The sequence below is a fragment of the Salinispira sp. genome, assembly GCF_059431795.1.
On sequence record NZ_JBXWXS010000041.1, the window covers coordinates 25,764 to 39,633 of the forward strand.

13 protein-coding genes are annotated in these 13,870 nt (G+C 48.7%); 10 read left to right on the top strand and 3 right to left on the bottom strand.

The window, feature by feature from the left end; genetic code table 11:
- Window positions 1–26: 26 nt before the first annotated feature.
- The 9 genes from AC52PS_RS13690 to AC52PS_RS13730 all read left to right on the top strand — a co-directional run bounded on the left by AC52PS_RS13690 (window position 27) and on the right by AC52PS_RS13730 (window position 9,931).
- Window positions 27–845, top strand: a complete 819-nt coding sequence (locus AC52PS_RS13690) for a MerR family transcriptional regulator (protein WP_495563638.1) — start codon at window positions 27–29, stop codon at window positions 843–845.
- A gap of 31 nt (window positions 846–876) precedes the next feature.
- On the top strand, window positions 877–1,635 hold the full coding sequence (locus tag AC52PS_RS13695) for an ABC transporter ATP-binding protein (protein WP_495563639.1): 759 nt from the start codon (window positions 877–879) through the stop codon (window positions 1,633–1,635).
- Window positions 1,632–2,363 (top strand): ABC transporter permease, encoded by a 732-nt coding sequence (locus tag AC52PS_RS13700; protein WP_495563640.1) that lies wholly within the window; start codon window positions 1,632–1,634, stop codon window positions 2,361–2,363. The genes AC52PS_RS13695 and AC52PS_RS13700 overlap by 4 nt, the downstream gene beginning before the upstream one ends.
- 162 nt (window positions 2,364–2,525) lie before the next feature.
- Window positions 2,526–2,960: a hypothetical protein gene (locus tag AC52PS_RS13705; protein ID WP_495563641.1), complete on the top strand. Its 435-nt coding sequence runs from the start codon at window positions 2,526–2,528 to the stop codon at window positions 2,958–2,960.
- 209 nt (window positions 2,961–3,169) lie between these two features.
- Window positions 3,170–4,633 carry an alpha-amylase domain-containing protein gene (locus AC52PS_RS13710; protein ID WP_495563642.1) on the top strand — a complete coding sequence of 488 codons (1,464 nt, stop codon included), beginning with the start codon at window positions 3,170–3,172 and terminating at the stop codon, window positions 4,631–4,633.
- Between the two features lie 97 nt (window positions 4,634–4,730).
- Window positions 4,731–5,528 (top strand): alpha/beta fold hydrolase, encoded by a 798-nt coding sequence (locus AC52PS_RS13715; RefSeq protein ID WP_495563643.1) that lies wholly within the window; start codon window positions 4,731–4,733, stop codon window positions 5,526–5,528.
- A 100-nt stretch (window positions 5,529–5,628) separates the two neighbouring features.
- Window positions 5,629–7,461, top strand: coding sequence for a methyl-accepting chemotaxis protein (locus AC52PS_RS13720; protein ID WP_495563644.1), 1,833 nt, complete (start codon window positions 5,629–5,631; stop codon window positions 7,459–7,461).
- The gene (locus AC52PS_RS13725) at window positions 7,458–9,026 is read left to right on the top strand and encodes a cryptochrome/photolyase family protein (protein ID WP_495563645.1); all 1,569 of its coding nucleotides are present in this window, start codon (window positions 7,458–7,460) and stop codon (window positions 9,024–9,026) included. The genes AC52PS_RS13720 and AC52PS_RS13725 overlap by 4 nt, the downstream gene beginning before the upstream one ends.
- A 206-nt stretch (window positions 9,027–9,232) precedes the next feature.
- Window positions 9,233–9,931, top strand: coding sequence for a hypothetical protein (locus tag AC52PS_RS13730; protein WP_495563646.1), 699 nt, complete (start codon window positions 9,233–9,235; stop codon window positions 9,929–9,931).
- Between the two features lie 51 nt (window positions 9,932–9,982).
- On the opposite strand, the gene AC52PS_RS13735 is transcribed toward AC52PS_RS13730, so the two are convergent.
- Entirely contained in the window at window positions 9,983–10,300 is a 318-nt protein-coding gene (locus AC52PS_RS13735) for a P-II family nitrogen regulator (protein WP_495563647.1), read from the bottom strand.
- Between the two features lie 23 nt (window positions 10,301–10,323).
- Window positions 10,324–11,331: a sodium-dependent bicarbonate transport family permease gene (locus tag AC52PS_RS13740; RefSeq protein ID WP_495563648.1), complete on the bottom strand. Its 1,008-nt coding sequence runs from the start codon at window positions 11,329–11,331 to the stop codon at window positions 10,324–10,326.
- Between the two features lie 147 nt (window positions 11,332–11,478).
- Between AC52PS_RS13740 and AC52PS_RS13745 the strand changes: the two genes are divergently transcribed.
- Window positions 11,479–12,351, top strand: a complete 873-nt coding sequence (locus AC52PS_RS13745; RefSeq protein WP_495563649.1) for a LysR family transcriptional regulator — start codon at window positions 11,479–11,481, stop codon at window positions 12,349–12,351.
- Window positions 12,352–12,579: 228 nt separating this feature from the next.
- On the opposite strand, the gene AC52PS_RS13750 is transcribed toward AC52PS_RS13745, so the two are convergent.
- Complete coding sequence (locus tag AC52PS_RS13750) at window positions 12,580–13,776, bottom strand: hypothetical protein (RefSeq protein ID WP_495563650.1); 1,197 nt, start codon at window positions 13,774–13,776, stop codon at window positions 12,580–12,582.
- Window positions 13,777–13,870 lie beyond the last annotated feature (94 nt).

Sequence of the window (13,870 nt, forward strand, 5' to 3'; positions counted from 1 at the left end):
CCTATATCTCTTGCGCAGGAGAACATATGTATTCAATCGGAGATTTTTCCAAGATAAACCGGGTCACTCCAAAGGCCCTGCGGCATTACGACCGCATCGGACTGTTGAAACCCGCCAAAACCGATGATTGGACGGGGTACAGATACTACAGCAGCGATCAGCTTCCGGTTATCCGGAAAATTTTGAGCATGAAAGCCCTGGGTTTTTCACTGACCGACATTCAGGCCTACCTGGAAGACAGAATCGAACTGAATGTTTTACTGAATCAGCGGGCGGAACAACTAAAGAAAACGATTGCAGCTGAGCAGGCACGTCTGGAGCAGGTACGGCGATATCAGGAAAAACTCGAAGGAGCAGAGGAAATGAATTCTGAAATACGTATTAAAGCATTGCCTGAAGTCATTGTGGCGTCCATGCGCACCATGGTTCCGGGCTACGATACATTTTTCGATATCGTCCCGAAAATGGGCGAATACATGGAACAGGTGGGAGCGGAGTGCAGGGAGCCCGCCTATTGCTTCACCATCTATCATGACGGCGAGTACCGGGAACAGGACATAGATGTTGAAATCTGCGAGGCGGTTACTGCTCCCAGGGCAGATTCTAAAAATGTCCGGTTCAAAACCATCCAAGCGGTGCGGGAGGCAGCGTGCATTCTACACCGGGGTCGCTACGATGATCTAAGATCAAGCTATAACGCCCTCTTCTCCTGGGTGGAGGCGAACGGATGGGTTCCGACAGACCATCCCCGGGAAAGCTATATTGACGGAATCTGGAATCGAGATAATCCTGACAATTGGCTGACCGAGATCCAGCTTCCGATACAAAAGCGGAGCCCGGCCTGAAAGAGGCTTCTAAACAGAAAAAGGAAATAAAATGAACGTCACAAAGAATGCAGTATTGAAAGTGAAGGGACTGGATAAACATTATGGTGACCTGCATGCGGTAAAAGAGCTTGATTTCACGGTACATCGTGGTGAGATTTTCGGAATTCTCGGGCCGAACGGCTCGGGGAAAACCACCACCCTGGAGTGCATTCTCGGCACCCGCACGACTGACTCAGGAGATGTCTCAATTCTGGGTATGAATCCACGCGAAAACCGCCGGGAACTCTACACAAAGGTGGGAGTTCAGTTTCAGGACTCCGCATGGCAGCCTTCCATCAAGGTGGAAGAGCTTTGTGAAATGACAGCCAGCCTCTATGCTTATGAGAATGATTGGATTGGCATGCTCGAGGATTTTGACTTGTACACACTCAGGAAAAGCTCCGCAGAATCTTTATCCGGTGGAGAAAAACAAAAGCTGAGTATTCTACTGGCATGCATTCATAATCCGGAGCTGGTGTTTTTAGATGAACTCACAAGCGGTCTGGACCCGCTGGCACGCCGTGCCAGCTGGGCGTTTATTCAGGATCTTCAACGGAAGGGATGCACGGTAGTTCTTACCTCCCATTTCATGGATGAAGTGGAGCATCTGTGCAACCGTGGGATGATTCTAAAAGCCGGCCGTAAAATTGCGGAAGGATCCATACAAGAGCTCAAGCAAACAGGGCGGAGATCAAATCACGGCGATGAACATCTGCCAATACCTGGGCTGGAAGAAGCATACATTAATCTGGTGGGAGGTGAAGCATGAAAGCATTCTTTACATTGCTCAAAATCGAAACGAAGCTCAGCTTTAGAAGTGCCGACATGCTCCTGTTTGCAATCCTCATGCCGATGATCATTCTCTTGGTGGTGGGCCTCATCTATCCTCCCCGGGAAAGCAGCATGTTGGAGCATACCTTCGGAGCGTTTATGTCGGTGGGAATCTGTGCTGTAGGGCTGATGGGATTGCCCTTGGTGCTGGCTGAGTACCGCAGCAGGAAAGTATTGAAACACCTTCAGGTAACTCCGGTTCATCCGGGGATCCTTCTTGCAGTGCAGTTTGCGGTGCAAACCGCTGTGGCGGTATTATCTGCGTTGTTGGTCACCCTCACCGGGGTACTCGTGTTCGGCCTCAAATTCGATGCTTCACTACTTTCCATGATCCCAGGATTCTTCCTTGTGCTCATTTCGATTTTTTCAATCGGCCTGGTTATCGCAAGTAGTGCGCGGGATGCAAAACGTGCGGGGATCCTCTGCAGCGCCGTGTATTTTCCCATGCTGTTGTTTTCCGGAACCACCATCCCATTTCAGGTTTTTCCGGACGCCGTACAGAAGATTGCCGTGGTACTGCCCCTTCGTCACGGGATTATTCTTCTGAACGGACTGTCTCAGGGAGAGGGGATGATAAATTTTCTACCTCAGATATCAGTACTCAGCATAGTTGCAATCCTGGGAATTCTGGCTTCCCTATTCAGCTTTCGCTGGGATATGGAGTAAGTAAACAAAATGCCTGGCCGGATATCAAACCGGCCAGGTGGAGATCAGGATTCCATGAAATAAATTTACGATTATAAACACAATGACACATTGCGGCGGAGCTTCGACGATCTTTGTGGCCGGGCCTTCGGCATCAGCTTCGAAAGATAGGCAGGGAAATTGATGAAACGGGTCATTGAAGAATACGGGAGCGTGTGCCAAGCCTTTTATCTTTTCGCCAATCATACGGTTCTCGATTTTTATCCCCGCTTCGCCTTCAAAGATAATCGGGATATTCTGTACTGGTACTGCCTGGAGGTATTTCGGGAACAGATATTTTATGGTTCAAAACAGGACTTGATTGCTCTCTACTCCCTGGACGGTGATACTCTGAATATGTATGGTCTCATTTCAACCCAGCTGGTGAACCTTGCCTCAGTCCTGGGATCCCTCCAAACCCCAAAGACTCTGCACACGATTTTTCACTTTCAGCTGGAGGCCCGGGGCATCGGGATTGAGTCTCGAGAATTTAACGCAGAAGAAGAGGATGACCCCATGTTTGTCCGGGGGGATCTGGATATGAGCTCGATAGCCTACCCTGTTACCGCTCATACCTAATTTATAATGCCCGAAAGAGTGTGGAGAGCCGGAGTGGAAACGCTTCCAAAAAGCTAAATTCCATCAATACTGCAATAGAGATCCACGTTAAATCATTGTATAATAAAGGCTTAAGAAATTTTCCTTGCCAAAACCAAAAAGCGGGCGTAGCATGCATGTAATTGGGGAAAGCGCTTTTGCTAAACATCTACTATTGAATGGAGTCTCGTATGAAAGTATTGATTAAATCGATGCTGGCGATAGCTCTTGCGCTATTTCTTGTGTCCTGTTCAAACGGGCTGATGCCCGATTCCTCTGCTCAAGCCGATCTTGCTTCCCGTGGGGTGGGAAACAGCTCCGGTGTGATGATGCAGGGATTCTACTGGGACGTACCGGGCGGTGGTAACTGGTACAACACCCTGAAAAACAAAGCCGACGACCTTGCGAACATGTCCGGTGGTTATGGGATTGATGTAATCTGGTTTCCTCCTGCATCCAAGGCGGAAGGCGGCGGCTATTCCATGGGCTATGATCCCTACGATTATTACGACCTGGGACAACACTACCAGAAAGGTACTGTGGAAACCCGTTTTGGTTCCCAGCAGGAACTGAAGTCAGCAATAAGCCGTTATCATTCCTACGGAATTGAGGTCATGGCGGACATTGTTCTCAACCACCGCTCCGGCGGTCAGTCTGAATGGAATCCGGTGACAAACTCCAATACCTGGACAGATTTTTCACAGGTTGCTTCGGGCAAGGCTCAATGGCATTGGTACGATTTTCATCCTAACAATTACAGTTCAAATGATTCAGGTGCCTTTGGGGGGTATCCTGATGTGACCTATACTTCCGGAAGTCCGTATAACGATATGAAGGACTGGATGAACTGGTTGATGAACGATAATAACGCAGGATTCGATCAGTGGCGATTCGACTATGTAAAAGGGATTTACCCATGGGTTGTCAAAGATATGAAGTCTGCAACCGGAAATACCTTCTCCGTGGGTGAGTACTGGGATTCAAACACTTCAACTCTGGACTGGTGGACCAGGGAGGCGAACATGTCCGCCTTCGATTTCGCCACCTACTACACCCTTGCAGATATCTGCAACAATACATCCGGCGGAGGTTACCTACCCAACCTGGTGGATCACTCCAAGAGTTTTGCATCAAAGAATCCCTACCGAGCGGTTACCTTCGTGGGAAACCACGATACCAATGAGATTTATAACGATAAAATGCTGGCATACGCATTCATCCTGACCTACCAGGGATATCCCATGATTTGGTACAAGGATTACTTTGACTACGGATTGGATGATCTGGGCGGCCAGTGGGGAAATGGAATTGATCAGCTGGTTTGGGTCCGTGGTCAGCTGGCGGGGGGAGCTCCTTCCATCGAGCAGCTGAAAACCAATGACGGCGATCTTCTCATCTACGGAGCATACGGAAGCTCCTCCAGCAGCCCAGGATACATCGTGGTAATTAACGATAGTCCCAATTCCTGGAAGGGCAGCTGGGTTCAGACCAACAACGGGTACCTGAGGGGAAAAACTCTCAAATCATACGCATGGTATTCGTCCAATAGTTCCCAGAATTATCAGCCCTCCAGTAAATATGCAAACTCCAGCGGATGGGTTGAGCTGTGGGCTCCTCCTCGGGGGTATGCGGTGTATTCGGTGAACGGCTTGTAATATTCCATTTGTTTAGGTTCACCCGGGGCTGCCGTATACCAAGGCAGCCCCGTTGGTTTAAAATGATATATCTACACCGGCAATCAGGAGATCATGGATGACAATCACATCGAAACAGGAACGAGCCGTTCATTTTGAAGTGTACGGCAATAGGCAGGACACCCCCCTGCTTCTCATCCACGGCCTGGGGGCTGAAATATCATCCTGGAAGTATCAGATTGAAGAGTTCCCAAAACATGGTTTCTTCGTCATCGCCATTGATATGTACGGACACGGAGAAAGCGGTGACATTCAAAAAGACGCGCTAAATGAGTGGAACGATCAGATCCTTGAGGTTCTTGAACAGCTGCAGCTCAGTTCTGTCATTGTATGTGGGGTAAGCATGGGAGGGGTAATCTCAATGAACTTCAGCTGCCATTATCCCCAGCATGTATCGGCGATGATTATCTCAGACAGTTTCGGCGAATTACGGTCACTCAAAGAACGAATCCTTGGAGCATCCCAGATTATCGGCTTCGGATTGTTCCGAATTTTGGGCCGCAAGATGTTTGCCAGGGGGATGGCCTCTGCCTACAAGGGTGAGTTTGCCAGTAGGGCTCGGGATTACATGTACGCTCAAAGTCTTAAAGCCGATTTCACCCAACTGATCAGAGCCCGGAAGGGGATTAACCGCATTCGTACGCTGAATTGTCTGGGAGCCCTGGAAGTTCCGGCGCTGATAATTGTGGGCAATGGGTTCGGTTCGTTCTTTGTGGATATCAACAGAAAAATTGCCGAAGCGCTTCCCAACTCTACATTCAGAACAGTGGACAATTCCATGGATCCCTCACCTCTGGTCAATCCCCGGGCGTTTAACCGGGAGGCATTGGCGTTCCTGAAAACCCTGCAGCAATGAAAACATATTTGAATTACCTTCCATAAAGCCCTATACTTTAGTTAGTTAATAATAATACTGGCTGTCTGTACTTCCGGCTGCACACGGGGAGGATAATCTAATGCTCTCAAGTTTACGTCTTTTACGGAATAAGCTTAAAATAGTTCTCTTTTATGCATTACTCACACTCAGTATCCCCATTGCTCTGGCATTTTCAGATATTGCGACCGGCCTGGCCACAGCCGGAGAGTTTTTCACCGCCATTCCAGGGGTAGCGCTGTTCTATTTATTTGGTTCAGCCCTTATTGCCGGACTGGGAATTTTCCTGATTATCCGAATGCTGGCCTCCAGTGGAAAATTTATCTGGCTATTAACCTACAGGTACGGGCTGTTACTGTGGGGGGGTATCAATAATCTCGTTTTTTCTCTGATTTTCCATGGCCAAAGCAGCTTCGCTGCCAACGCTGAAGCGCAGATGATTACCGGGATGTATTCGGCTGCCGTGGGGCTCTTTTTCGGGATACTCATGGTGGTGGGCACATCCTCCGAAATGGAGCAACTGATCCCCGAAGAAAAGCTGCTCGAAGATAAGGTTCGCGGAGGTCTCACCTCCAAACTCTTCTTAAGTGTCACGGTGGTGGTGGGTGCATTTCTCATTGGTGCAATCGGGGTCACCCTGATGCCCATTTCAGCGGGCTATTCAATTATGGAATCGATTCCCAGGATCAGCCTGGTTGCAGTGCCTTTTTTGTTATTGACCCTTATTCTCGTGTTTTTTCTCTCCCGGATTATGAGTAAGCCTCTGGAAAACTCTATGGAGAGCATTACCGCGCTCTCAAAAAAAGATCTGACCCAGATGCTGGATGTACCCAGCCGGGATGAGCTGGGTCAACTCTTTGTGAGATTAAACCATTTTATTAATGAGCTCCGCAGAATCCTGCAGGATGGAGTTGAAAGCACCGACAGAAACACCATCCAAAGCGAAGATCTGGACAGCCTGGTGGAACAGGAAAAGGGTCTTCTGTCTCAAATTAGCAATGAGATGGAGCAAATAAACAGCGTAATAATAAACCTGAATGCGAACAGTAATCTCACAGCCGCAGAAACCCAAACCATGAGAGAGATCGCAGAAGGATTGCACAAAAGCGTAGACACCCAGACAGAGTCGGTGGAAGAAACATCCAGTGCCGCTGAACAGATGCTGGCCAGCGCGAAAAACATTTCTGAGATTGCCCAGGCACGAAAGGATTCAGCAGCTTCACTAAAATCCGTAACCGGGGAGAGTCAGAACAATCTGGGCAGCAGCCTGCGGGCCATGGAAGAAGTAATGAATCAACTAAACAGCCTATCAGACATCAACAAGGTAATAGACGCCGTGGCTGCCCAGACAAATCTTCTTGCAATGAATGCTGCCATTGAAGCAGCCCACGCAGGAGATGCCGGCAGAGGATTCAGCGTCGTGGCCCAGGAAATTCGGAAACTTGCCGAATCCACATCTGAAAATTCCAAAAATTCTGCAAACTTTGTAAAGGGTGTGATCCACAGCATTGAAGAAAGCAATAAGAGTCTCGAATCGGTTGATAGCTCATTTGCTCAAGTCAAAAGGGTCGGTGACGATGTCACCGCCGGTCTGGAGGAAATTGCATCTGCCTCCCTTGAAATGGAAGAGAGTTCCCGTCTCATCGTTGAACGTATGCAGCAGCTGAAAGATCACAACCGAACGGTGGCCGAGGGAAGCATGGAATTAGATAAAAGCATTCAGGCTGTGGACGAAGCTTCTCATCAGACCAGCACCACAGCAGATTCCGTACGGGGTGAAACACAGCAAATCCTGAAGCATGTGAAGGAATTATTGGAAATGGCCAGCTCCATCGGTCAAAACAGCAATAAGCTCCATCAGGATGCGTTGCAGCTGAAAAACCACTTCAGCCAGTTCACCTTAGCTAAGCAATGAGTAATAAAAAAACGGTTGATCATATTCGGCTTGTTCTGGGGGATCAGCTGAATATTTTACACTCCTGGTTTTCCCGGGTGGATGACAGCGTACTGTATATAATGGCGGAGCAGAGATCGGAGACCGATTACACTCTTCATCATGCACAGAAGCTGATCGGTGTAATTTCGGCTATGCGGGCATTTGCCTCCCGCCTGGAACAACTGGGGCACAGAGTGCACTATGTCCGTCTGGGTGATTCGAATAACCGGCACAACTTCTCCCACAACATCAGCGATCTAATCCAACTGTATAGGCCGCTGAGTTTTTCCTGGCAACAACCGGATGAGTACCGCTTGGAACATGAACTGGAAAAGTTCGCGGCTTCCTTGGCCCAAGAATCCGGTATGCTGACCCGGAAGGTTTCTACAGAACATTTCATCAGCTCTCCGGAAGAATTTGATCCGTTAATGAAGGACAGCAAGATACCAACCATGGAACGATTTTACCGTCATATGCGGAAACAGACCGGATACCTTATGACCGACAATGCACCCATGGGAGGCAAGTGGAACTATGACAGCGAAAACCGTTCACCAATAAAAGACCGGCCATCTATACCGCCATGGCCCTACCCCATTCGCAGCGAAAAGAATTTATGGAATGACATCCGGGATGCGGGTGTGGAGAGTTTCGGCACCCCCCATGCGAAAGATTTTCCCTGGCCGGAAAACCGTGAACAGGCACTGGCAGGCTTGAATAAGTTTCTCAGCAAACGACTGGTGAATTTCGGCACATACCAGGATGCCATGGTTGACGGCGAACCGTATCTGTATCACTCGCTCATCAGCTTTGCCCTTAACATCAAATTAATATCACCCAAAGAAGTAATTGAATCTGCTTTGGCTAAATGGCAGGATGCGGCCGGCCGGGACAAGCGGATTCTCGCCAGTCTGGAAGGGTTTATCAGGCAAATTCTGGGATGGAGAGAATATATGCGCCACGTCTACCGGGTAAGCATGCCTGAATATGCCCGGCTTAACTATTTCGACGCCCATCGTTCTCTTCCCTCATGGTATTGGACGGGGAAAACCCGGATGAATTGTCTGGTGGGAGCCGTGAGTCAGAGTCTGGAGAATGCATATGCTCATCATATCCAGAGACTCATGATCACCGGAAATTTTGCCATGCTTGCGGGAATTGATCCGGATGAGGTGGACCGATGGTACCTGGGAATTTATATAGATGCCTTTGAGTGGGTGGAAATCACCAACACCCGCGGGATGAGTCAATATGCCGACGGCGGCATGGTTGCCACCAAACCATATGCTGCCAGTGCCAGTTATATCAATAAAATGTCTGATTATTGCAAGGGATGTGCCTACAATAAGAAACTCCGCCATGGCGAGAATGCATGCCCGTTCAATGCACTGTACTGGCATTTTCTCCACCGGAACCGCAATATATTAAAGACTAATCACCGGCTTGCCATGCCCTACCGGGTCTGGGACCGCTTTGAACGGGATGAACAAGATGCAATTCTCCAATATGCCGACATCTGTATTAATGGCATAGAGGAATTATGAGTCTACGTTGATCGCCCCAGTTTTTCAGCCAGACAAGGTTAAGAAGATTCTGGTTTCTATCCCAATGGAGATGGCAGGTATTGATGGCCTTCTTCCCATTTTATATCATGGAAATATTGATACCCATAATGCAACCTGCCTGACATCTATTGAAAATGACAAATGTACGTCTTATTCACCCGGTTCGTTTCAAGGGAGGTATTTCAATGTCCGAATTATCCGGCCGTACACGGTATTTTCTGGATGCATTGCTGAAGATCATCATTACCCTGGTGGCTGCTGCGGTTCCCCTTTTCATTGCACATCAGTTGAACACTACTCAGAAAATGAAAGAGTTTGTCGAACTGTACGATCTGATCAATAGCGAGCGAAGCATGGAAACCAAAAAGGAGCTGCTCAGACTGTGGGCGGAAATGAATCCTGGACAGCATGCGGAACAGACCATCGTTTCACTTCTGAAAGAGCTGGATAATTCCACCAGGGTCCTTGCTTCCAATACAGAGCAAACCCTTGAAGCGATGCGCGAGCTGAATGACCAGCTCTCCCAACGGGGGGAATTATCTGCAGAACAGATCAATACCCTGAACTCCAACCTGGAAAAATACTACGTATTCCAGGGAAATATCATGGACCGCTATGACCTGGGGTCACGGTTTTCCGATATTCCACGGGCACCAAATTATGTGGGGAGTGAAGAGCTGAAAACCCTGACCGAGATTTTGGAAGAATGGGAAAAATCCCCGACGCTCAACCCGGAACTGCTCAAGCAAGCGCTGCCGGGAGTAAACGTTACACCATGGTCTCCCCAAACCTTTCAAGCTCCGGACAGTTCACCTCTATTACAGCTACATGACAGTCAAGCTCTCCAGCAAGCCCTCCCCGGCTGGGATCTCTCCGATGACTGAGCGGGGGAAAGGCCGCTGAAGCCGGATGGCTGCAGACATATGGAATCGGTGCTAAAAACGGTCTTTGCGAATAACTTTCACATCTTCAAGGTATATTATCCCCGGATAATCCCGGAACAGTTTGTCCATAATTGTCTCGGCAATCGATTCCGCACGTTCCTTCTGGGATACAATCACTTCAATTTTCAGTTCGCTGAAATCGTCCACAATACTGGCACGGGCGTCTGTTGAATGGAAATGATGTAAACCCCGGCCGCCTGCGGGAACCATGGTGTAGCCTTTGGCCCCGGCCTGTTCGATGATCTCACACACCTTTCGGGATATCAGTTTTTCTGTAATTATTATCAGCTTGATTGCATCGTAAAACATCTTCTACCTCCTATTATCTATCTTTATACCCCAAACACCATCTCCGCCAGCGAAACGAACAGAGGGATGCAAATTCCGATTGCGACCGGTGTTCCAATGCTGGTGGATGCCCCGATATAGGTTGATGGATTTGCAGCGGGTATTCCTGCCCGGAGCGTGGGAGGCCCGGAAATATCCGAATTGGAAGCAGCAATCACCGAGAGTAGCACCACTCCTCCGGGGCTGAATCCAACCAGAATATGAGCAACATACCCCAGCCCAAAACCGATCAATCCGTGAATCAGCGGTGCTGCAAAGGCGTATATGGCAAACCAATGGGCTATCTGTTTCAGTTCGGTCAAGCGTGAGAAGGCTTCCATGCCGAGTATAAACATGAGCACGGAAAGCAATCCCCGGAATATGGGATCATAAAAGCCCTCCAGCACCGATTCGGGACGGGCAAATATCCCCAGTACCAGCCCCAGAATAAGCGCAGATAATGCTGAGCCCTGAAGGCTTTCTTTAATAATCTCCAGAATGCTGTGTGAGGTTTCCGATTCCCGGCCAGATTTCCTGTTTCCCATCTTGGATAGCACAATTGCGAGAATTAGTGCGGGAATATCCATGAAGGGGTAAAGTGCAGGAACCCATGCCTCAAAAAACACAGACTGCTCTTCCAGCGAAACCATTGCGGCGGCCAATGTGGATGAACTTACTGCACCGAATAGTCCAGCTGTAGCCGTAGCATCGCTCCAGCGGACCTGGGGAAGCAATGAAAATACAGCTGTTCCCATTAAGACAATCGTAATACCGGTGAAAACTGAAATTATTGCGGGAAAGATCATCTCTTGTATCTCTGCCGATCTAATTTCAATTCCCCCCTTCATCCCTATCCGTATGAGCAGCAGAAAAATTATAAACTGATATATAGAATTGGGGATGCTCAGCCTGCTGCCCATTGCGACGATTAGCGCGCCTCCTATGAGAAACGCCAGTGTAGGCGACTGAAGCTGGGTGACAAAGCGGGAACCGAATCCCAATAACCATTCCATTACTACCTCCTTTGGTGTCCCGCATCGGATATTTAGATGTATCCACATGGGGATCGTTGCCATATTCAAATGGAATGATAAAGAATTCTTTTCCTAATAAAAATTATAATATTTGCTTCTTGTAGTTCTATAAAATAGAATATAAGTATGTCGATAAACTACAACCACCTGAGATATTTTTGGTATGTTGCACATGAGGGCAAACTCAACCGTGCTGCAGAAAAGCTGAACATCAGTCAGTCGGCCCTATCCGTTCAAATCAAAACCCTTGAAGTACAGTTAGGGCATGATCTCTTTTACCGAAACGGGAGACGGCTCGACATCTCTGAAGCCGGACGCCTGGTTTTAGATTATGCGGACAGCATCTTCAAAACCGGGGAGGAATTACTGTATCAGCTTACTCATAACCATGCAGTGGAACGGAGTGTCTTTCGTGTGGGAGCTATCACAACCCTCTCACGAAATTTTCAGATCGGATTTCTCCGCCCACTGATGGGTAGGCCGGAAATTGAACTGCGGGTTTCATCCGGTTCTCTCAGTCATCTCTTGAAGAGTCTGGAAAATCACAGCATGGATATCGCCCTTGCGAACCATGCACCAATCAGTGATTCGTCCGCACCCTGGGTATCCCATTTAATCTCCCACCAACCTGTTAGCCTGGTGGGAGATCCGGAGAAAAACTATCAGTCACGAAGCTTGAAAGAACTTCTGGCAGAAGAGCCTCTGCTGCTTCCCAGCATGGAAAGCAACATCAGGCTGAGCATCAATGCACTCATGGATCGCTGGGACATACACCCAAGCATTGCAGCTGAGGTTAATGACATGACCATGCTCCGGCTTTTGTCTCGGGAGAAAACCGCATTGGCGGTTGTGCCGCCTATCGTGGTAAAGGACGAACTGGAATCCGGAAGCCTTAAAGAAATCCACCGCCTACCGGATATAAGGGAAACCTTCTATGCCATTGTACCCCGCAGAAGGTTTCCTAATCCAATTCTCAAAGAATTGATCAGCGGTGAATAATGTCGGCTGGATTCAGGATCCAGTCCATTGGTAATTACGAATGCATTGAAGGTATGGACACTCCTCGAAACTATCGATGAAAGGGTCTTCAGACAACTTGCTTACCTACTCGCTTTCGCAATCTGCAATCGTTAGGTGAATGGTTCATTCTTTTTGCGGGACGTACTGGACAGCAGCACCCCAAGCGCTGCCGTCCAGAGGTACCAAGGGAATTTTCCGGCTTTCACATTAATATTCGCCAAGTTCAGGATTCAACGAAAAACCGAGAGCTTGAAGCTCACCAACAAGAGTCGCGTCCCCGTCACTGAAACTGTATTTCACCATTCCGCCGGGAATCTCTTCATTGATCCAGAAATTATTCTCTCCATCCTCTTCTATGTGGCGGTAATGATCAGCTTCAAATCGGCCTGCTTCCACCTGCACCGTTTCATTACCCACAAACTCGTAGCCGGAATCTTCAAATCGTAGTTCCTCATCCTGAAAGCTCAGGTAGGTTTCATTCCTCCCGGGGAAGTAGATCATCTGCTCGCTCTCCGGATAACGGTAGCGCAGTTCTGTCACCTGACCCCGGCGGTCCACATAAAACTCATACAAGACCCGATCTCCTTGAGATTCCCAGATCAGTTGCTGCCAGCTGCCGTCGGGAGTACTGGCGAGAAGACCGCGTGAAACTGTCATGACATCACCGTCAGTTGTTTCAAGCTTCCAGCGGGTTGATTCATTTTCTTGGAGATCGTTCCAGGCATAGGGATAATACCCGATTGCCATCATGTAGAACGCTTGAAACTGCATAAATGCGGCGTTACCCTCAAGGATGCGAATGCCTTCTTTAATTTCACCGAGTTCAGCTCCAAGATCCAGAGTGTCGCCCTGCTCCCCTTTCCCGGTTTTGAACGCTATGCCGATGGTTGCATCACTGTTTGTACCGAAATGCCGATACATAAGACGCAGAGCAATATGTGGAGTTATGAAATACTGCAGACCGGACTGGGCTGCAAATGCCAAACGGGCGTTGCTGATATCAAAACCCAACCCGAAGGCAGCGACAATATCCAGTGGAGAAAAGGACTCCATTCCGGGTACTGATAGCCCGTTCAATCCGAAGTGAAACCCGGCCATTCCTCCGGCGCCAAGCTCCATTCCAGGATTCAGTCCTCCCATATTCAACCCAACACGGGCGAAGCCCAAGCCACTAATATCAATAGAAAACACCCCGCCGGGGCGAAGCTTGGTCAGTAAGAGTTCCGCTTCCGGATACAGGGCCACGCCAAGGCCGTCATAGGAGTTCAATCGGGCGCCCACATCCGCTGTAAGTTGAAAATTGCCGGGCATGTAATGTCCCCGGACAAGAGCATTGTCCTGGGCCGTCAATCCGGATGCACACAGCAGCATACCAGCCAACAAAACCAGAATCTTCCTTTTCATAATCCATTCCTCCGTATAAAAATAGTGTATCCCTCGAGGGAGAAAATAACAGCGGGGACGGAGGTGTAGTATGAGTGGAGCTTGGCTGAAAACG

Coding starts and splice junctions, on each gene's coding strand:
- AC52PS_RS13690 (WP_495563638.1), top strand. CDS start 27: ATGTATTCAATCGGAGATTTTTCCAAGATAAACCGGGTCACTCCAAAG.
- AC52PS_RS13695 (WP_495563639.1), top strand. CDS start 877: ATGAACGTCACAAAGAATGCAGTATTGAAAGTGAAGGGACTGGATAAA.
- AC52PS_RS13700 (WP_495563640.1), top strand. CDS start 1,632: ATGAAAGCATTCTTTACATTGCTCAAAATCGAAACGAAGCTCAGCTTT.
- AC52PS_RS13705 (WP_495563641.1), top strand. CDS start 2,526: ATGAAACGGGTCATTGAAGAATACGGGAGCGTGTGCCAAGCCTTTTAT.
- AC52PS_RS13710 (WP_495563642.1), top strand. CDS start 3,170: ATGAAAGTATTGATTAAATCGATGCTGGCGATAGCTCTTGCGCTATTT.
- AC52PS_RS13715 (WP_495563643.1), top strand. CDS start 4,731: ATGACAATCACATCGAAACAGGAACGAGCCGTTCATTTTGAAGTGTAC.
- AC52PS_RS13720 (WP_495563644.1), top strand. CDS start 5,629: ATGCTCTCAAGTTTACGTCTTTTACGGAATAAGCTTAAAATAGTTCTC.
- AC52PS_RS13725 (WP_495563645.1), top strand. CDS start 7,458: ATGAGTAATAAAAAAACGGTTGATCATATTCGGCTTGTTCTGGGGGAT.
- AC52PS_RS13730 (WP_495563646.1), top strand. CDS start 9,233: ATGTCCGAATTATCCGGCCGTACACGGTATTTTCTGGATGCATTGCTG.
- AC52PS_RS13735 (WP_495563647.1), bottom strand. CDS start 10,300: ATGTTTTACGATGCAATCAAGCTGATAATAATTACAGAAAAACTGATA.
- AC52PS_RS13740 (WP_495563648.1), bottom strand. CDS start 11,331: ATGGAATGGTTATTGGGATTCGGTTCCCGCTTTGTCACCCAGCTTCAG.
- AC52PS_RS13745 (WP_495563649.1), top strand. CDS start 11,479: ATGTCGATAAACTACAACCACCTGAGATATTTTTGGTATGTTGCACAT.
- AC52PS_RS13750 (WP_495563650.1), bottom strand. CDS start 13,776: ATGAAAAGGAAGATTCTGGTTTTGTTGGCTGGTATGCTGCTGTGTGCA.